14 protein-coding genes and 1 tRNA gene are annotated in these 18,664 nt (G+C 65.9%); 3 read left to right on the top strand and 12 right to left on the bottom strand.

Annotated features, from left to right (window positions below; translation table 11 throughout):
- The 3 genes from AC1DYI_RS09775 to AC1DYI_RS09785 form a co-directional block, all read right to left on the bottom strand.
- The coding region (locus AC1DYI_RS09775) for a condensation domain-containing protein (RefSeq protein WP_477203908.1) at positions 1-1,034 on the bottom strand (1,034 nt) is incomplete at its 3' end.
- Positions 1,031-3,175, bottom strand: coding sequence for an AMP-binding protein (locus tag AC1DYI_RS09780; RefSeq protein ID WP_477203909.1), 2,145 nt, complete (start codon positions 3,173-3,175; stop codon positions 1,031-1,033). The genes AC1DYI_RS09775 and AC1DYI_RS09780, both read right to left, overlap by 4 nt.
- Positions 3,176-3,198: 23 nt before the next feature.
- Positions 3,199-4,335 carry a DUF6421 family protein gene (locus AC1DYI_RS09785; RefSeq protein WP_477203910.1) on the bottom strand — a complete coding sequence of 379 codons (1,137 nt, stop codon included), beginning with the start codon at positions 4,333-4,335 and terminating at the stop codon, positions 3,199-3,201.
- Between the two features lie 714 nt (positions 4,336-5,049).
- Here AC1DYI_RS09785 and AC1DYI_RS09790 point away from each other — a divergent pair.
- The gene (locus AC1DYI_RS09790) at positions 5,050-7,710 is read left to right on the top strand and encodes an ATP-binding protein (protein ID WP_477203911.1); all 2,661 of its coding nucleotides are present in this window, start codon (positions 5,050-5,052) and stop codon (positions 7,708-7,710) included.
- Positions 7,711-7,755: 45 nt separating this feature from the next.
- Here AC1DYI_RS09790 and AC1DYI_RS09795 read toward each other — a convergent pair whose 3' ends face one another.
- From AC1DYI_RS09795 to AC1DYI_RS09830, 8 genes are all read right to left on the bottom strand, one after another.
- The gene (locus tag AC1DYI_RS09795) at positions 7,756-7,938 is read right to left on the bottom strand and encodes a hypothetical protein (protein ID WP_477203912.1); all 183 of its coding nucleotides are present in this window, start codon (positions 7,936-7,938) and stop codon (positions 7,756-7,758) included.
- Between the two features lie 46 nt (positions 7,939-7,984).
- The gene (locus tag AC1DYI_RS09800; protein ID WP_477203913.1) at positions 7,985-8,371 is read right to left on the bottom strand and encodes a DUF5615 family PIN-like protein; all 387 of its coding nucleotides are present in this window, start codon (positions 8,369-8,371) and stop codon (positions 7,985-7,987) included.
- The gene (locus AC1DYI_RS09805; protein WP_477203914.1) at positions 8,372-9,001 is read right to left on the bottom strand and encodes a DUF433 domain-containing protein; all 630 of its coding nucleotides are present in this window, start codon (positions 8,999-9,001) and stop codon (positions 8,372-8,374) included. It lies immediately after the preceding gene.
- Positions 9,002-9,300: 299 nt separating this feature from the next.
- Positions 9,301-9,392, bottom strand: a tRNA-Ser gene (locus AC1DYI_RS09810).
- Between the two features lie 63 nt (positions 9,393-9,455).
- Positions 9,456-13,781, bottom strand: coding sequence for an SNF2-related protein (locus AC1DYI_RS09815; RefSeq protein ID WP_477203915.1), 4,326 nt, complete (start codon positions 13,779-13,781; stop codon positions 9,456-9,458).
- On the bottom strand, positions 13,778-15,076 hold the full coding sequence (serS, locus tag AC1DYI_RS09820) for a serine--tRNA ligase (protein WP_477203916.1): 1,299 nt from the start codon (positions 15,074-15,076) through the stop codon (positions 13,778-13,780). The genes AC1DYI_RS09815 and serS overlap by 4 nt, the downstream gene beginning before the upstream one ends.
- A gap of 115 nt (positions 15,077-15,191) precedes the next feature.
- Positions 15,192-16,163: a 4-hydroxy-3-methylbut-2-enyl diphosphate reductase gene (gene ispH, locus AC1DYI_RS09825; RefSeq protein WP_477203917.1), complete on the bottom strand. Its 972-nt coding sequence runs from the start codon at positions 16,161-16,163 to the stop codon at positions 15,192-15,194.
- Positions 16,163-16,591 (bottom strand): FKBP-type peptidyl-prolyl cis-trans isomerase, encoded by a 429-nt coding sequence (locus tag AC1DYI_RS09830; protein ID WP_477203921.1) that lies wholly within the window; start codon positions 16,589-16,591, stop codon positions 16,163-16,165. The genes ispH and AC1DYI_RS09830 overlap by 1 nt, the downstream gene beginning before the upstream one ends.
- Positions 16,592-16,725: 134 nt before the next feature.
- On the opposite strand from AC1DYI_RS09830, the gene radC reads away from it, so the two are divergent.
- Complete coding sequence (gene radC, locus AC1DYI_RS09835) at positions 16,726-17,400, top strand: RadC family protein (protein WP_477203918.1); 675 nt, start codon at positions 16,726-16,728, stop codon at positions 17,398-17,400.
- Between the two features lie 16 nt (positions 17,401-17,416).
- On the opposite strand, the gene AC1DYI_RS09840 is transcribed toward radC, so the two are convergent.
- Positions 17,417-17,938, bottom strand: coding sequence for a hypothetical protein (locus AC1DYI_RS09840; RefSeq protein ID WP_477203919.1), 522 nt, complete (start codon positions 17,936-17,938; stop codon positions 17,417-17,419).
- Between the two features lie 149 nt (positions 17,939-18,087).
- Between AC1DYI_RS09840 and AC1DYI_RS09845 the strand changes: the two genes are divergently transcribed.
- Positions 18,088-18,664: Smr/MutS family protein (locus AC1DYI_RS09845; protein ID WP_477203920.1), on the top strand; the 577-nt coding region annotated here is incomplete at its 3' end.

Below are 18,664 nucleotides of genomic sequence, written 5' to 3' on the forward strand. Positions count from 1 at the left end.
CTCACACGCAGCGGCAGCGTGTTCACGAAGAACCCGATCAGGTCATTGACCGCATGCTGGTTGCGCCCGGCGAATGCGGAGCCCACCAGCATGTCCGCCTGCCCCGTGTACCGATGGAGCAGCGTCTGGAATGCCGCCAGCAGCGTCATGAACGGCGTAACCTCGGCCTGCTGGCTGAAGCTCTTCAGGCCATCGACCAGAAGCCGTGGCAGGTAGAAGCGGTGGAGTGCGCCGCGGTACGTCAGCTTCGGCTGCCGGGGCCGGTCCGTCGGCAGCTGAATGACCGGCAACTCACCGGCCAGCTGCTGCTTCCAGTAAGCCAGCGGCTCGTCGACCCGCTTGCCGCGCAGCCATTGCTGCTCCCACACACAGTAGTCTGCGTATTGCACAGACAACGCCGGCAACGAAGCGGGCTCGCCTCGCGCGAAGTCGGCGTAGAGGGTGGCCAGTTCCTGCGTGAACAGCTTGAACGACCAGGCATCCGAAATGATGTGGTGGATGTCCAGCGCCAGCGTGTGGTCGTGTTCGCTCTTGCGCAGAAGCGTGACACGGAACAGCGGCCCCGCCGCGAGATCGATTGGCTGCTGAGCCAACGCCTGTGCGCGCTGCAAAGCCAGCTCGTCCAGCGACTGGCCGTCTCGCGGCTCGATCTCAATGACGGGCAACTGGATTGGCCAAAACGGCTGCACCACCTGATAGGGCCGACCCTGCTCGTGCAGGAAGATCGTCCTCAACGCCTCGTGCCGCCGCACGATTTCATTGATCGCGGCCTCCAGCAGGTCGACTCGCAACACCCCGCTCAGCTGCAGGGCCGTCGAGATGATGTACATCGTGCTGCCCGGCTCGAGTTGATCGAGCAGCCACAGCCGGGCCTGCGCGTAAGACAGCGGAAGCCGTTGCGGCCGCGGCCCGGCAGCAAGCACCGGTTCGTCGTTGATGGCCGCACTGGCCGACGCACTGACGGCCGGCTTGGCCTCTTGCAGCAGGCGCGCCAGCTGCTTGCGTTTGTCCGCGAGCGAAATCGACTGGTTCATCGTTGCCCCTCGGAAACCGACAACATCTCGTCGAGCAGCGCATTGACCTCTGCATCGGACATCGCGTCGACGCGCGACGCCACGTCGGCATCAGCGTCCACGCGCTCGTTCGCCGTCAACTGCCGTACCAGCTCGTCCGACAGCGCCCGGATCGATGTCTCCATCAGCATCGAGAGCGGGATGACGATCCTCAGGTCGCGCTCGATCACGCTGCGCAGCTCGGCCGCCGCGAGCGAGTCCAGCCCGGTCTTCACCAGCGAGTGATGGACATCGACGTGGACGAAGCCCGGTCTGGCCGCCCGCAGCGTGCGGATCAGGTACGACTCCACCTGCGAGCGGCACTCTTCTGYGTCCAGCTCGTGAAAGCGCTGGAAGAAGCCCGCGCCGTTCAGTGCCGGCTGCTTCGGTGAAACAGCGAACGTCGCTTGATGGACGACCTTGAAGTCACCGCTCTCATAGCGTTGCCTGCAGGCGGCGCGCTGGATCTTTCCGCTGGAGGTCTTGCTGATGTCACCCTCGCGGATGAGGACGATGGCGTGCAACGACAGTTCATGCTCACCCGCGACGGCCTGGAAGATGTCCTCGATGAGCCGATCGAGATCCACGTCCGCATGACGGCGCTTGATCTCCTGGACGACGACGACGCGCTCTTCACCGTTGTCGCGCACCGAGAAGGCCGCCGCGCAAGAGGGGCGCAACGAGGGGTGCACGCACTCCACCGTTCGCTCCAGGTCCTGCGGATAGTGGTTGCGCCCGCGCACGATGATGAGGTCCTTCATCCGGCCCGTGATGTAGAGCTCGTTGTCGTGCAAGAACCCCAGGTCGCCGGTGCGCAGGAAGGGGCCCTCGCCGGTGTCTGCGAGCACCGCCTGGAACGTGGCCGCCGATTCCTCCGGGCGCTGCCAGTAACCCTGCGCGACGCTCGGGCCCTTGACCCATATCTCGCCGATCTGGTCGGGGCGGCAGCGGGTGCGCACGTCCGGTTGGACGATGACCACTTCCTGGTCGCTTGCGGTCGAGCCGCAGCACACGACCTCTTGTGCATCGGGCCCGGCCACCGGCGCTTGCGCGACGCGATGCTGTTCAAGCGCACTCTTGTAGAGCGTCTGTGCCTGGGGCCCCTCGGCGGACCTGCTGCTGGTCGTCACGAACAGGGTGCCCTCTGCCAACCCATAGCCGCCTCGGAACGCACTGATGTTGAAGCCACTGGGCGAGAACGCTTGGGCGAAGTTCCTCAAGGTCCCGACCAGGATCGGCTCGGCGCCGTTCATCACCGTCTCGACGCAGCTCAGCTCCAGATCGCGGCGCTGCTCGGGTGTCACCTTCGACACGCAAAGATCGAAGGCGAAGTTCGGCGCACAGGTGGTCGTCCCGCGGTGGTCGGACAGGGCCTTGAGCCAGCGGTACGGCTTTTCGATGAACGCCGCCGGCGAGATCAGCACGGCCGGGTAGCCCACGTACAGCGGTTGCAAGACACCGGCGATCAGCCCCATGTCGTGGAAGTGAGGCAGCCACGAAACACCGACGCTGCGGCTCGAATGCCCCCAGCGGTCCTGCAGGCACTGCAAGTTGTGGATGAGGTTGCCGTGCGAAACCATGACGCCCTTTGGCGTCCCGGTGGAGCCCGAGGTGTATTGCAGGAAAGCCAGCGCGCTGCCATCGAGCGTAGGGGCTTGCCAGCGGGCCTCGTGCTGAGGTTCCAGCGCGTCGGTGGCGATCCAGCGCAGCTGCTTTAGCTCGGGCGCATCGGCCGACTGGGCGCGTATCGGTTCGCTCAGCTCCTGCGTGCTCAGGGCCACGACGGCCTGGCAATCGTTGACGATCGCCTGCAGGCGGGCGAAGCCGCGGTTGATGCGAGGCGGATAAGCGGGAACAGCGATGACCCCGGCGTAAAGGCAGCCGAAGAAGGCCGCAATGAATTCCAGCCCCGGCGGATACAACAAGATGGCCCGGTCACCGACCTGGCTCGTCGACCGGATGGTCGCCGCGATGCCGCGGGCACGCCGATCCAGCTCGCCATAGGTGATGCGAATCTCGTCGGCCGGCTCATCGCCCTTTCGGTAGATGTAGGCGATCTGTTCCGGTTGCTCGTGCGCACGCTGCCGCAGCAGGTCGCACAGCGTGCGATGTTCTTTGCTCATCTGGTTTCCCTGAGGTGCACTGCTCATACACCGAGCCGTGTCTTCACTTCGGCGAAGAAGTCGATGTGGCGGTAGTCCTTCAACTGCTCGTCGTAGTCGCAGTACTGATTGACGAACTCGAGCAGGCGGGCGCGAACCGCTGGCGCAGCCAGCCCATGGATCAGCGCCTCGATGTCTTCGATGTGCCGGAGGAACCGCGCCAGGACCTCTGGCAGCCTCGTCGTCAACCGGATGGCACCACCCACCAGATCGATGCCACCCTCGGTGCGCAGGAAGTTGAACAAGACCTGCGACGACACAGCGTCGTAGTTGGGCTTGGGAATGCCCTCGACCGCATACCGCAGCAGGCGCTCGGCCAGGATGAACTCGAACGTCATCCGCGCCTCGCGCCCCGTGACCCCGGCTTCGCGCAGGCACACCAGCATCGCGGAGACGTCGACCCGCAGCTCCTCGAGCCCTGCCAGCGGCTTGATGGCCTTCAGTGGCAGGTACTCCGGTAACGGCAGATTCCCCTGCCGGTGGTGATACTCGTGCAACCACACCCAGTTGCTCGACGCGCGCTCGATGTCCGTGCGCGAGATGCCGTCGAGCAGCGGGAAACTGCCCGGTCGCATGACGTGCTTGATCAGCTTCTGCGTGATCCGGTTGTGTCTCTCGACGAACTTGTCGATGAAGTAGAAGATCAGGTCGTCCTTCTCCTGAACCTTGTCGACGTGGTTCTCGGGAAACAGGGCCACCACGACACGCGCCGTGAAGCCATTCGTCATCTGTTCGATGGTGACGGGCGTGGTGTTGCTCTCGTAGGTCGCCGCGATCTGCTCGCTGACATTCAGCGGCTTGTAGCGCAACATGTCCAGGCTCAGCGAGGGGAAATAGCTGGCATCGAACAGCGAGAACACATAACGGTCGCGCTGCTCGTTGATATGTGCCTTGGTGTGACGCAGGCGCGGCGGAGACTGATGGTCCCGCGTGTCCTCGATGAACCGTTGAACGATCGGCTCACGGTTGAGAACGCGATTTCGCTTGAGGGTATCGGCGAGCCCTCGCAAATATGAAGGCTCCGCGAATCTCTCTCGCGGCCCAATGGATTGGCGCAAGCGATCGACCTCGACGAATACTTCGTCACAGGCATGCGGCAGCTTGAACGGTACGTTCGACACGATCTTTCCTCGTTGATTTCGCAGCGCGTTCAGCGCTTGGACATGGCACCTTGTTGGGTGCGCTGCGATGCGGAACGGCGACTGTAGGGCGGCACGAAAGCCACAGGAACTACGACGTTGCGTACCGACCTTGAACCACTTCGTCGACCTTCGTGAACACTCGTGTATCGAGCGTCGCAGAAGGGCCTGAAGACCCTCGTCCCGCTAGGGAAACGACGCAGCGCGCGCATATCGATATGCGAAGTAACGCGCTAGCTTGTTGCTGCTGAAAACCGAGCCGTTGAAGATACACAGAGGGTTCATGACGAATGTCCAGTCTTGCCTTTCGATTCATCGTATCTGCGTGCCTGCGCTTTGGCATCGTCCTGCCAAAGACTGTGACCAGCTTCTCCCGATCCGATGACGACGCGTGGACCGTTTCCTGACCTAAGCCCCTGACCCGATCCGTGTCTTCGGGCGAAGCGCGCGAGTCACCGCGATCGCATCGCGTGGCGTCGTCGCATCGAAGAAATCGGACGCTGCGTGTGATCGACTGACGCAATTTGTCAGACCTGGCCACGGTCTCGGTGGACGAGTGCCGATGCAATCCCCAAGGTCAGGTCTTCGTGTCCCCAGAATCGGCCATCAATGCAGCGGAGCCAACGGCGAAGATGCCGGAACTTTTCGATCGGCACCTCGACCGAATCACCGACGAAAAATGGCAAAGGGAGATCGATGTCGGCAACTCTAGAAAGCGGGCCCATAGCGTTCGGCCCGTTCGTCCTCGACGTGTCGAACGCGCAGCTGGTTCGCGTTGCGACGGTGGTTCCTCTGTCGCCGCGACCCTTTGGGCTGCTGTGTTTCCTGGTGCAACATCCCGGCCGCCTGATCGCAAGAGACGAAATACTCGACGCGGTCTGGGGTCATCGGCACGTCAGTGACTCCGTGCTCAAGAACGCGGTCAACACCTTGCGTGGCGCCTTGCAGGATGACCCCAAGAACCCTCAGTGGATCGAGACGGTCCCGCGCCGCGGCTACCGCTTCATCGGGTCGGTCGCTGCGGCGATGGCCCCCGTGCGACCGGAGCGCACGGCGGGCTCGGAGCATTCGGCCGGCAGCAACGTTCCCAGAGTGCTCGGCGTTCTCCATGGTCGTGCCGACACACTGGCTGCCACGCTCGGGCTGCTCCAGCAGAACCAGTGCGTAACGCTCTGCGGCACCGGCGGTGTCGGCAAGACCCGGCTGGCGCTGGCCATCGCGCACGAGTGGCAAGTTCGTGCGCCCGATGGCGTCTGGTGGCTTTCGCTCGAAGCACTCACCGACGGCGACGGCTTGCGTGCCTTGACTGCACGCACGCTCGGGTTGGGTGAAACCGAGGCAGCCACATCAGAACGTCTTTCAGCTGCATTGCGCGGACACGAGGCCATGCTGGTCTTCGACAACGCCGAACATCTTCTGCCCGAACTCTCCCAGTTGGTCAGAAGCCTCTTGAGCGAAGCGGTCAGCGTCAAAGTGCTGGTGACTTCGCGCGAGCCTCTGCACATCCGCGGTGAGCGCGTGTGTCGCGTCGAGCCACTGGCTTCCAAGCGTCGTTCAGACGACGCCGATGAGCCCCTGCCACCGGCGGTGGCGCTGTTTCTCGAACGGGTCCATGCGATCGATCCCAGCCTTGTGCCGGATTCGAGCGAGCTCGCCGAAGTCGAAGAGGTGTGCGATGCACTCGATGGCCTTCCGCTGGCGCTGGAGCTGGCAGCCGCGCGCGTCCCTTTGCTCGGCATCAAGGGCGTCGGCAACCAGATGTGCGATCGCCTCAACCTGTTGACGCGAAACCTGCGGGATTCTTCGCCCCGGCATCGCACCCTGCGCGATGCGCTGGAGTGGAGTCACGGCTTGCTCAGCGCCACCGAGCGCGTGGTGTTCCGGCGGCTTGGTGTGTTCAGTGGCAGTTTTTCTCTGGCGGCTGCTCAAGCGGTCGCGGCCGGAGAAGATCTGAGCCCGTGGGAGGTGGTCGACGCRATCGACGCGCTGGCCGAAAAGTCACTGCTGACGCGCGAGCCCTCCGTGTCGACCAGTGGCTGGTGTCTGGTGGCGGAGTCGGCAACCAAATCGCCCGTCTTCGGTGGCGAAGTCGGGCGCCGCATGCGAATGCTTGAAACGGTGCGCGCCTTCGCCTTGGATGAGCTGGCTGCCCATGGCGACGACCCGCACGCGCGCGTGAAGCATCTGCACTGGGTCTTGTCGCACTTCCGGCAGGTAGACGCGGCTCAGTGGGACATCCCGACGCTGGAGCTGTTGCAACTGCTGTCCCCTGATGCAGACAATCTTCGCGCCGCATTGCGCTTCGCCCAGGCTGAACCATCGATGCACGAAGACTTCGTCGAGCTCGTGGGGCTCGCTGTGCAGTTCTGGCACCGTGCCTGCCTTTGGGCCGAGGCAGGGAGATGGTGCAAGGCAGCGTGGGACCTTGCGTCGTCAACAACGCCTCCGGCCGTGAAAGCGCGGCTGTTGCAGGCTGAAGTGCTGCTGTTCATCCACGGCATTCGGGTGGACCGTGTCGCGGCACTGCGCACCGCTGAAGACGCGTGCACGCTTCACTGCAAGCTGCGCGATCCCTTTTCGCTGTACTACAGCCTCTACCAGCTGTGCTGCCTGAAGGCGCGGGTCGGCGCGGATGATGGGTTCACCGCACTGCTCGAAGAGATGCGCGAGGTCGAAGAGCCACGCTGGAGCCTGCAGCGGCGGGCCATTGGGCGCATGGCAGTGGCCATCGCGGCCAAGGCCATCGGAGACATGACGACGTTTCATGAGTCATGCAAGCACGAGTTGGCCATCTCGCGCGCGATCGGCGACCGCTCCTATGAATGGACGTTGACCCGGATGGTCGCCATGATGGAGTTCGAGGCGGGCCGGGTGACCGAGGCCCGGGCCTTGCTGGAGCCGGCAGTGGCCGAGATGAACGCAGCCGGCCGCTCGGGCGAGCACGCGCCGGTGATCGCGTTGCTCTGCTCGTTGTGCATCGTGTCGGGCGACATGGCCCGGGCCGTCCCCTTGCTGCGCCAGACCCTGAAGCTCTTGCAGACAGACGGCCTGCTTCATTGGATGGCGTCGGTCCTGCCGATGGTGGCGGCAGCGCAGCAGCGAATGGAAGACGCCGCCATGCTGTACGGCTGGGTGGCGGCTCGCTCCAAGCCACCACCGAACCAGTGGAGCGCAATCGGAAAGCGCCTCTACGAAGACTGCCGCCGGCTGCTGCGCGCAGCATTCGACGAGACCCGGCTCCAGCAATTGGCAGACAGCGGCACAGCGCTCGACAACGACAGCGCACTCGGGCTGCTGCTGGGTCGCGCACTCACCAGGCCGACATTGGCTGAGGTCGCGGAAGCGTGTTTGACTTGAAGGGCGCCGGCGGCAGGACGCTTACTTCGGCCGTCCGCCGGCGTTTTAGGTGCTCCGCGAAGGGCGTCCAGCCAACCGGTAGCCCAGCACCCCGCCCGCCATCAAACAGACGAGCGTGAAGCCAAGGGCCACCATGAAAGCGTCCCCGATGTCCGAGTCCGACTTGATGTAGCGGGGCCCGTACCAGAGTGCGAACAGCTCGACCAGGCCGTACGATTGGGTTGACACTCCCTCGCGAGTTCCTGGTCAAGCTGTCCAGAGCGCGCAAAGCGCATCAGCGCCTCGTGAGGATCAGTCGATCCCCAACCTCCACAGTCAAAGAGTGGTCATCTCGCAAGGCGATCCCCCACTCGTGCTCAATCAGTGAGATCGCAACGCGCAAGCGTTCTGCCGCATTGGGCTCGAAGCAGGTCAAGCGGACCCGATGAAGCGTTTCTCCACGGCTCTTGAGCTTCGCCGCGATCCCATTGAAATCCCTGTCATGGGTCACGAGCACCAAGCCCTCTCGAGCGCAGAACGCTGCCACTTCGGGATCCTTGCTGTCGGGCAGCATGCAGTCGCGAAGCCGCCGAAGATCATGACCGCTTTGCAGGATGGCCTCGCCGGCAGAGTCTTGGACGTTGTGGTCCGTAAAGAACGGGATGCCGGTCCCTGGAGGCATTTACGCTGCTTTCTTGTACTCCAGTGCGGCTCGCACGTCTTCAGCAGTTAGGTCCGGGTACTCCTTGAGGATCTGCTGAACGGAATAGCCGGCCTGGTGAAAGCTCTTTATCACCTTGACCGGAATTCGTGTGCCTGCGATCACTGGTGCGCTCTGGCTGACTAGCCTTCGGACTTCGACGTGCCCGACTTGCTCTGAACTGCGCGCGCCGAGTCGCCTGACTTCGTCGGGCAACTTCGACATGACTTCTTCGAGATCGATCGCCGGGATGACGTACTGCCTGCTGGCAACTTGCTGGGGCAGATTGGTGCCCGGCTCCACCCATACGACGCGCTTGTTCAGCACATACAGCTTCACCCCGGTCCAAATGTTTCGCCCTGGCTCGGCCAGGCGCTTCTTCACATCCCGCAGGTGCTGGACAGAAATGCCGTGCGTGTTTCGCAGCACGGCCAAGATCCTCAGGCCTCTCAAGTCGGCGAACGAATAGACGGCACCAAACCCGTCGCCTCCCCTGCTGATGCTAGGGCGGAAGAAGTCTGTTCGGTCCCAATACTGAAGCTGGCCGATCCGAAGACCAGTCAAGTGCGAGACCTGCTCGTCACTGAATGCTGCAAGGACGCTGTTGCCCATGCCTTTCCTCACATCCGCAATTGCGGACATCCTATCGGGCAGCCTAAGCCCTCGATGCTCTCGCAGCAAGCCATTTGAGTCATTTGAGTCACGCGTGCCACCCGATGTGCAGGCGCCTGGGTGGGGAAACGCATGACGCCGCCTTTTCGCGGCGGTCCCCCGGTGCAATGGCTCAATGTCCCGCCCGGCCGCTCGAATTCGGCAGGCAATCCAACTCGCAGTGTGTTGTTCGGAAAGGAGGGACGGAAGGCGGTTAGGAAAGAAAAACGGGGCGCAAGGCCCCGTGTTTTCTGTTCTTCTGGCGGAAAGGGAGGGATTCGAACCCTCGGTACTGGAGAACCAGTACGCCGGATTTCGAATCCGGTGCATTCGACCACTCTGCCACCTTTCCTGAACTCTCTGGCACCCGTGGTCACATGGGTGAAGCCGCGTATTCTAGCCCAGATCCGGGGCCTCACTCGTAGAGCGCGGCTCGGTCGTCGTCGGCACGCATCAGCGCCAGCAGCTCGTCGGCGGCCGGCAGGCGCGCCGAGCCGTCGCTGCCTTCGAGCAGCAGGTCGGCCAACTCGCGCTTGTCGCGGTGCAGCGTGAGGATCTTTTCTTCCAGCGTGCCCTGGTTGACCAGGCGGTAGACCGTGACCGGGCGCAGCTGGCCGATGCGGTGAGCGCGGCCGCTGGCCTGGTCTTCGGCGGCCGGGTTCCACCAGGGGTCGGCGATGACCACGTAGTCGGCCACGGTCAGGTTCAGGCCGAAACCGCCGGCCTTCAGGCTGATCAGGAACAGCTCGCCCTCGCCGGCCTGGAAGGCGTCGACGCGCTTCATGCGTTCGGCTGCCGGGGTGCTGCCGTCGAGGTACTGGTAGGGGATGCCGGCCGCATCGAGCGGCTCGCGCAGCAGCGTCAGGAAGTCGACGAACTGGCTGAAGACCAGCGCCTTGTGGCCGTTGGCGACCAGCTCAGTCGCGAGCTCGGCAAAGGCCTGCACCTTGGCGCCCTTGGCGCTCAGATGCGGGCTGACCAGACGCGGGTCGCAAGCCGCGCGGCGCAGGCGTGTCAGGCCGGCGAGCACGTTCAGCTGCGCCTGGCCGGGGGCATCGCCTTCCATCGCGCGCTCGGCGGCGATCAGCGCGTCGCGCCGCAGCGCTTCGTAGTGCGCTGCTTCGGTTTCGTCGGCTTGCACACGCAAGACCAGCTCGGTGCGTGGCGGCAGGTCGTCCAGCACCTGGGCCTTGGTCCGGCRCAGCACGAAAGGCGCGATCAGGCGGCGCAACTGTTTCTGCGCATGCTTGTCGCGCTGGCGTTCGATCGGCCCGGCGAAGCGCTCAGCAAAGCGCGCGGCGCTGCCGAGCAGGCCGGGGTTGCAGGCGCGCATGATCGACCACAGTTCGCCGAGCCGGTTCTCCACTGGCGTGCCAGACAATGCGAGGCGAAAGCCCGCCTTCAGCGCGAACACCGCCTGGCTGCGCTTGGCTGCGGCGTTCTTGACCGCTTGCGCTTCGTCGAGCACCAGCGTGCCCCACTCGCGCTTGGCAAACGCCTCAGCATCGATCTGCAGCAGCGGGTACGACACCAGCAGCAGCGTGCCGGCGCGCGCCTCGTCGATCAGGCGCTCGCGCTCACCGGGCGGGCCGCCTTCGGCGTAGACCTGCACGTTGAGCGATGGCGCAAAGCGCATCGCTTCGGCKCGCCAGTTGCCGACCAAGGATGTGGGCGCGACGACCAGCGCCGGCCCCTGCGCGGCACGCGCCAATAGCACGCCCAGCGCCTGCAGCGTCTTGCCCAAGCCCATGTCGTCGGCCAGGCAAGCGCCCAGGCCGGCGTGCGACAGGCGCATCGCCCATTCGAAGCCCTCTTCCTGGTACGGCCGCAGCGTGGCCTGCAGGTTGGTGGGCAGCTTGGGCACCAGGTTGCGCGCTTCGTCCAGCCGCTGCAAGCGCGCTGCGAACTCGCTGTCGAACTCGACCTGCGCGCCTTCGAGCGCTTGCTGCAGCCACGGCGCGGCGACTGTCGGGATGCGCAGGGCCGTCAGCGTGGTGTTGGCGCGTTGGGCCTCGGCCACTGCGGCCAAGTCGCCCAGGCGCTCGCGCAACTCTTGCGTCAGTGCGAGGTAGCGGCCCTCGCCCAAGGGAATGAAACGGTTCTTCGCTGCGGCGGCGCCCATGAGCTGCTGCAGGCCGAGCACCAGGCTTTCGTCGACCTTCAACTCGCCCTGCACAGCCAGCCATTCCTGCTTCGTGTGCACGTTCAGCGCCAGCTGGTTCAGCCCGGCAGTCTCGACGCGCATGGCGCGGCCTTGCGGCCAGTCCAGGGTGACCGCACCAGCCAGGCGGTACAAGGCCTCGACCACCGCGAGCGCGGCATCGGTCTCGTCGATGTGCCACTCGCACGGCGCCCCCGGCGCGGGCGTCGGCAGCATCGGGCAGTCGTCGAGCACAGCTTCGAGGTTCGCCTGCTCACTGGCCAGATCGCGTTGCACGCCCAGCGTCTCGCCGCGCAGCGTGGCCACGACCCGCGCGCGCCCGCTGCCGGGCACGAGGCGCGGGCCTTCGGCGCGGTAGTCGACACCGAACGGCGCCGCCACGATGCGCACTTGCAGGCCGGTGCCGACGGGTGTCAGCTCGGCCCGCAGGCGCGCGTCGGCGGGCAACTCGCGCGCGGCTTGTGCGGTCGCGCTGTCGTCGGCGTGGATGCGGAAGTGCGTACCCAGACCGGCGAGCACTTGCTGCAATTGGGCCGCCCCTTCGCGCGGGATCTCCAGGCCTCTCGGGCCCAGCAGCTGCGCGACACGCTTTTGCGCCGGCGTCAGTCGCACGAGCTGTGCCCGCTGCGGTGACTCACGCAACACGCAGATCAGGCGCAGCGCATCGAGCTCTTTCTGCTCGGCGGCGCTGCCGGCCCAGCGCGGCGCGGCGGCGTCGTGGCCGATGTTCATCTGCGGCAGCATGCGCACACGCAGCATGTCGCCCTCTTGCACCACGTCGAGTTCAGGGCCGGCTTCTGTCAGCTCGACGATCTGCTCGGGTGTTTCGGTGAAGGCCACGGCCGGATGGCCCACCAGCGCCACCACAGCGGCGGCCAGGTCCAAACGATGCGCGCGGCCATAGGCTTCTTGGCGGATCGTGCGCGCGACGGCCGCGTCATAGGGCGCCAGCGCTTCGGCGCTCTGCTGAAGGCGCGAGATCGACGCCTCCTTCGGCTTGCCCCAGCCACGGGCGCCCTGCTTCTGATCATGCGGGACCAGGTCGAGCACGCGGCCATCGGCGTCGACATCGAGCAGCCACAGCAGGCGGGTCGGCGCCGCTTCTGTCGCTGCAGGCGTGGTGCCATCGGCCGTCGGCTGCAGCACGGCGCCAAGTGCGGCCAGTGCGGCCTGCCACGGCTCTTGCGTGCCGGGCACGAAGAACCAGGCGGGCGCGCGTTCACCGGCCAGCACCTGCATCGCCGCGTCGAACTCGGCTTCGAGCCGGGTCAATCCGGCAGCGCGCAGCTTGTCTTTCAAACGCGCGGCCGCATCGGCCTCGGCCGGCAACAGTGGCTCGGGCATGGCGCCTTGCTTCAACCACGCACGCATCTGCCAACGCCAGTAGTCCAGCGGCGAGACATGCTTGGGCGTGGTGTAGCGAGCGGGCTGGAAAGGCTGCAACTGGCGCGGCGCTTCACCTTGCTGGATCAGGATCGCCAGTGCGGCGAAGCCGAACGGGCCATCGAGCACCGGCTCGCGTTTGCCGCCTTCGGCCAGCGCGTACTTCAGCGCCTTAGCGTCAGCGGCCGGCGTGTATTGCGCCAGCAAGCACAGCACATAGGCCATGCCGAGCGTGGGCGGCAGCAACTCTCGGCGCTTGCCAGTGGCCTGGCGCAAGGTGTTGAGGGCCGCGTCGAAGCCGGCTTCGGCCTCGGCCCAGCGGCCGGCCTGCGCGGCAATCGCGGCCTGGTAGGCGGCGCGCACGGCCAGGTGCTCGACCGGGACCGGTGCATCGTCAGCCGAGGCGGGCTCGCCGAGATGCATCAGCGTCGCCAAGCGCGTGGTGTCACTGGTGGCGAGCAGGTAGTCGCCATAGGCCCAACGCAGCAGTTCAGCACCACGGTCGTCCGCGTGGCTGCGTGCGAGCAGCTTCTCGGTCCAGGCCTGCAGGTCCCAGGCTTCAGGCGGCAGCCAGACGGCGACCCACTCTTGCCACGCACGCTGCAGTTGCGCGCGTTGCCAATGCGGATGCAGGCGCTCGAACAGCGCGTCGTCCAGGCAAGGCGCGAGGGCGGGCTCGATCAGCGTGTCGGCCTGCACGCCCCAGGGCATGCGCTTGTCCAGCGCCTGCAGCTCATCGGGCGACGCACCGCTCAGCAGTTCCAGCCGCACCAGCGCGAGACTGGCCTCGATGCTGGGCATGCGCTCGCCGGTGATGCGGCCGGCAGCGGCCAGCGCGGGGTAGCCGTCGGCACGCGCCAATGCGCCTCGCAGCAGCGGCGTCTCAGCGCGGCGCAGCAGGCGTTCGTAGACCACGGGCAACGCGGGCGTCACCACGCTCCAGAAGCCAGGCTTGCGTTCGCTGGCTTCGATCCAGCCGGCCTGCTGCAGCGATTGCAAACCGGTGCGAACGCTGTCCAGCGTCGGCCGCACGGTGGCGACCTCGCGCACGCCCGGTGCGGCCAACARCTCGGTCACCCAGTCACGCGGACGCGGCGCCGCGCCCAATGCGAGCGCGGCCAGCAGGTCGCGCTCGATCGTCGTCAGAGCATCGAGGCGGCTGCGCAGTTCAGCGCCGTCGGTGAACTCGACCGTCACGCGGCCTTCAGCACCGCTTGGCCACCCAGGTACGGGCGCAGGGCTTCGGGCACGTCGATACCGCCGTCGGCGCGCTGGTAGTTCTCAAGCACTGCCACCAGCGTGCGGCCGACTGCCAGGCCCGAACCGTTCAGCGTATGCACCAGCTCAGGCTTGCCTTGCGCATTCTTGAAGCGCGTGCCCATGCGGCGGGCCTGGAAGGCGCCCATGTTCGAGCACGAGCTGATCTCGCGGTAGGTGTTTTGCGCCGGCAGCCAGACTTCGAGGTCGTAGGTCTTGGTCGAGCCGAAGCCCATGTCGCCGGTGCACAGCAGCACCACGCGGTACGGCAGGCCGAGCTTTTGCAGAATGACTTCGGCGTGGCCCGTCATTTCCTCCAGCGCAGCCATGCTGTGCTCGGGATGTTCGATGCGCACCATCTCGACCTTGTCGAACTGGTGCTGGCGGATCATGCCGCGCGTGTCGCGCCCAGCCGAGCCGGCCTCCGAGCGGAAGCAGGGGCTGTGCGCCGTCAGCTTGATCGGCAGCTTGTCGGCTTGCAGCATCTCGCCGCGCACGGTGTTGGTCAGCGAGATTTCCGAGGTCGAGATCAGGTACTGCTCGGCCTGTTCTTCATCGCCGCCGCGCAGCACCCAGAACATGTCTTCCTTGAACTTGGGCAACTGGCCCGTGCCCTCGAGGATTTCGCGGTTGACGATGTAGGGCGTGTAGCACTCGGTGTAGCCATGCTCTTGCGTCTGGACGTCCAGCATGAACTGGGCAAGCGCGCGGTGCAGCCGCGCGACCGGGCCCTTCATGAAGGTGAAGCGCGAGCCGCTCAGCTTGGCGCCGGTCTCGAAATCGAGGCCCAGCGGAGCGCCCACGTCGACGTGGTCCTTGGCCGGGAAGTTGAAGGCACGCGGTTCACCCCAGCGGCGCACCACAGCGTTGTCGGTCTCGTCGGCACCGACCGGCACGCTTTCGTCCGGCAGGTTCGGGATGCTCATCAGCATCTGCGACATCTCGGCTTGCAATGCTTCCAGCCGCTCGGCGCCGCTCTTCAGCTCGTCGGCAATGCCGCCCACCTGCGCCATCAGCGCCGAGGCGTCTTCACCCTTGCCTTTGGCCATGCCGACCTGTTTCGACAGGCTGTTGCGTTGGGCTTGCAGCTCTTCGGTGCGCACCTGCAGGCGCTTGCGCTCGGCTTCGAGTGCGCTGTAGGCCGCCACGTCGAGGAAGGGCTGCGGGGTCTTGCGGGTTTCGAGGCGCTTGACAACGGCGTCGAGGTCTTTGCGCAGCAGGGTGATGTCGAGCATGGTGATCTCTTTCGCGAAACTGGGGCGGATTGTAGGAAGGCAAGAATGAGCGGCCAACAAAAAGGCGCCGCATGAAACTCATGGGCGCCTGTCGCAGAAGGTTGCGAAGCCGCCGTCAGGATCGAGACGAAGAGAACTCGGCCATCGACTTGTCGCCCAGGCCCATCGGCAGCGGGAACTGGATGGTTTCTTCCACGCCGGGCAGCTTGCGCACCGCCAGCGCGCCCAGCGCCTTCAGGCGATCGACGATGGCGTTGACCAGCACTTCAGGCGCCGAAGCACCTGCCGTCAGGCCCACACGCGGGCGGTCGTCCAGCCAGGCTTCTTGCAGGTCTTCGGCCGCATCGACCATGTAGGCCGGCGTTCCCAGGCGCTCAGCCAGCTCGCGCAGGCGGTTGCTGTTCGAGCTGGTCGGGCTGCCGACGACGATGACCACGTCGACCTGCGGCGCCATGAATTTCACCGCGTCTTGCCGGTTCTGGGTGGCGTAGCAGATGTCTTGTTGCTTCGGCTCGCGCACGTTGGGGAAGCGTGCCTTGACGGCGGCCAGAATCTCGGCCGCGTCGTCCACGCTCAGCGTCGTCTGCGTCACCACGGCCAGTTTGTCGGGCTTGGTGACCGGGGCGGTGGCCACATCGGCCACGTCTTCGACGAGGTAGATGCCCGAGAGCAGCTGGCCCATCGTGCCTTCGACCTCGGGGTGGCCCTTGTGGCCGATCATGATGAACTCGAAGCCTTCCTTGGCCAGCTTGGCGACCTCGACGTGCACCTTGGTGACCAGCGGGCAGGTCGCGTCGAAAACCTGGAAGCCACGCTGGGCCGCCTCGGCCCGCACGGCCTTGGGCACGCCATGGGCCGAGAAGACCAGCGTCGCGCCGGGCGGCACGTCGGCCAGGTCTTCGATGAAGATCGCGCCCTTGGCCTTCAGGTCGTTGACCACGTAGGTGTTGTGCACGATCTCGTGGCGCACGTAGATCGGCGCGCCGAACTTGGTCAGCGCACGTTCAACGATCTCGATCGCGCGGTCGACGCCGGCGCAGAAGCCGCGCGGCTCGGCCAGCAGGACCTCATGCGGCTGAATCGCCATCAAAGTACTCCAATCAGCCGGACCTGGAAGGTCACGGCCTGCCCGGCCAGCGGGTGGTTGAAATCGAACAGCAGCCAGTCTTCGCCGCATTCACGCACCACGCCGGCGAAGCGGCCGGTGCCGTCGGGGGTGGGGAATTCGACCACATCGCCGATGTTGTACTCGGCCTCGGGGTCGCCGTGCTGGGTCAGCAGGCTGCGCTTGACCCGTTGCAGCATCTCGGCATTGCGCTCGCCGAAAGCCTCGCCCGGGGCGAGCACGAACGTGGCCTCGGTGCCCTCTTGCAGGCCGATCAGCTTTTGCTCGATGGCCGGCGCGAGCTGGCCGGCGCCGACCGACAGCGTCGCCGGCTTGTCGTTGAAGGTGCTGACCACATCGGCCCCGTCAGGGCCGGCGAGCCGGTAGTGCAGGGTCAGGAACGACCCCATTTGGACAGTGTTCACGCGCGAGATCCCGCCAACGGGGGATCCCGCGGCAGGCAGAGGGTTGCTAGGCTTGAGCCCTTGATTTTAAGAGGTCGGCCCGAGCCGGCCCCGGAACGCCGGCGAGGGAACGGCCAGAGATGACGATCAAAGACCTGCCGGCCGCATTGCGGCCGCGCGAAAAGCTGCTGGCCCATGGCCCGGCAGCGCTGGCCGATGCCGAACTGGTGGCGCTGCTGCTGCGCACCGGCATGAAGGGCAAGGGCGTGCTGGCGCTGGCCGAAGAGCTGCTGGGCGGCTTCAAGGGCGTGGCTGGCCTGTTGCACTCGAAATCCGACGATTTCAAGCGCGTCAAAGGCATGGGGCCAGCCAAGCGGGCCGAGTTGACCGCAGTGATGGAGTTGGCGCGCCGGGCGCTGGCGCAGCAGCTGCGGCACGCGCCGGTCTTCGATTCACCGGCCAAGGTGAAGGAGTTCGCGGCCCTGCAACTCGGTGGCCTGGGCCACGAGGTGTTTGCGGTGCTGTTCCTCGACAGCCAGCACCGGTTGATCGAGTGGCGCGAGCTGTTTCGCGGCACCCTCACTCAGACCAGCGTCTACCCCCGCGAGGTCGTCCGCCACGCGATGGACTTGAACGCCGGCGCGGTGATCCTGGCGCACAACCACCCTTCGGGCGTGGCCGAGCCCTCACGCGCCGACGAGTTCCTGACGCAATCGCTGAAGAGCGCGCTGCAGCTGGTCGATGTGAAGGTGCTGGATCACCTGGTGATCGGTACGGGGCAAGTGGTCAGCTTCGCGGAGCGAGGGCTGCTGTAGCCATGCCGAGCGGCGATCATTGACTCGATTCGATCCTGACCAGTTCGAACTCGACCCCCGAGCCGACGGGCTTGATGCTGACCATGCGCTGCTGCTGCGGGGTGCCGACCTTGAAGAGCTTGCCGCCGGGCTCACCCTTGTCGTCCTTGTTGCAGGCGAGCACCTTCTTGTCGGCCGGCGCTGGCGCGGCGGTCCGCGGGCCGGTGCAGTCCAGCACCGTGCCATAGCGGCCCATCGCGTCGCGGTAGAAGCCAGCCACCTTGTCGACCGAGTCGCTGCTGCTGAATTTCATCAGCGCCAGTTTGAAGCCCAGCGAGCCGCCCCACAGCGACAGGTTCAGTCCCTCCCCGTCATCGGTCTTGTCGCGCCGGATGGTGGCGCCCGGGTAGGCCGGCAGGCCGACGTCGGCCGGCGTCGGCTTGTCGTTCAGTTCGATACCGGCGCCCGCCGCAGCGGCCGGGATGGCCAAAGTGGCAGCAGCCGCAGCGACCAGCACCGAGGCCAACAACAGCGATGAGAGGAAGGGTGAGCTGCGCATGATCTTCTGGGCTCGATGGGATGAGATGGGGTTCAGCGTAGCCCTGGGTGCGCGCCCCTGCCCAGCGGCGAGCGACACACGGTCGACTTGGGCGACAGGCCGCAGCCCTGGCCGGACAGGCGGCGCCCAACCGCGACAATGGCCCCATCGTGAAGTCCAACAGCCTGAAAGACCTGGGCGCCATGCGCGACGCGATGCGTGCAGCCCAGGCCGAAGCCGCCGCGGCACGTGCGCGGGAAGCCGCCGAAGCCGCGCGGCGCGAACGTGAGCGGCATGTGTTTGCCCACACGGTGGGGCCGGTCAAACCGGTGAGAGCCGCGCCCAAGGCCGCACCCACCACGCCGCTGCCCACGCCCGAGCCACGCCAACGCGAGTTGGACGAGCAGGCGGCGCTGCGTGAGGCGCTGTCCGACGAGGTCGACATCGAGACGCTGCTGCTGACCGATGACGGGCTGAGTTTTCGCCGGCCGGATATCGGCATCGACGTGCTGAACAAGCTGCGGCGTGGGACATGGGCCATTCAAGGCCAGGTCGATCTGCACGGCCTGCGGCGCGACGAGGCGCGCGAGGCGCTCGCCAGCTTCATCCGCCAGTCGCACCAACAGGGCCGCCGCTGCGTGCGTGTCGTGCATGGCAAAGGCCATGGCTCACCGGGCAAGATGCCGGTGCTCAAGGCCAAGGTGCAGCGCTGGCTGGCCCAGCGCCGCGAGGTGATCGCCTTCGCCC

Source organism: Ideonella sp. P3_A4 (genome assembly GCF_056403075.1).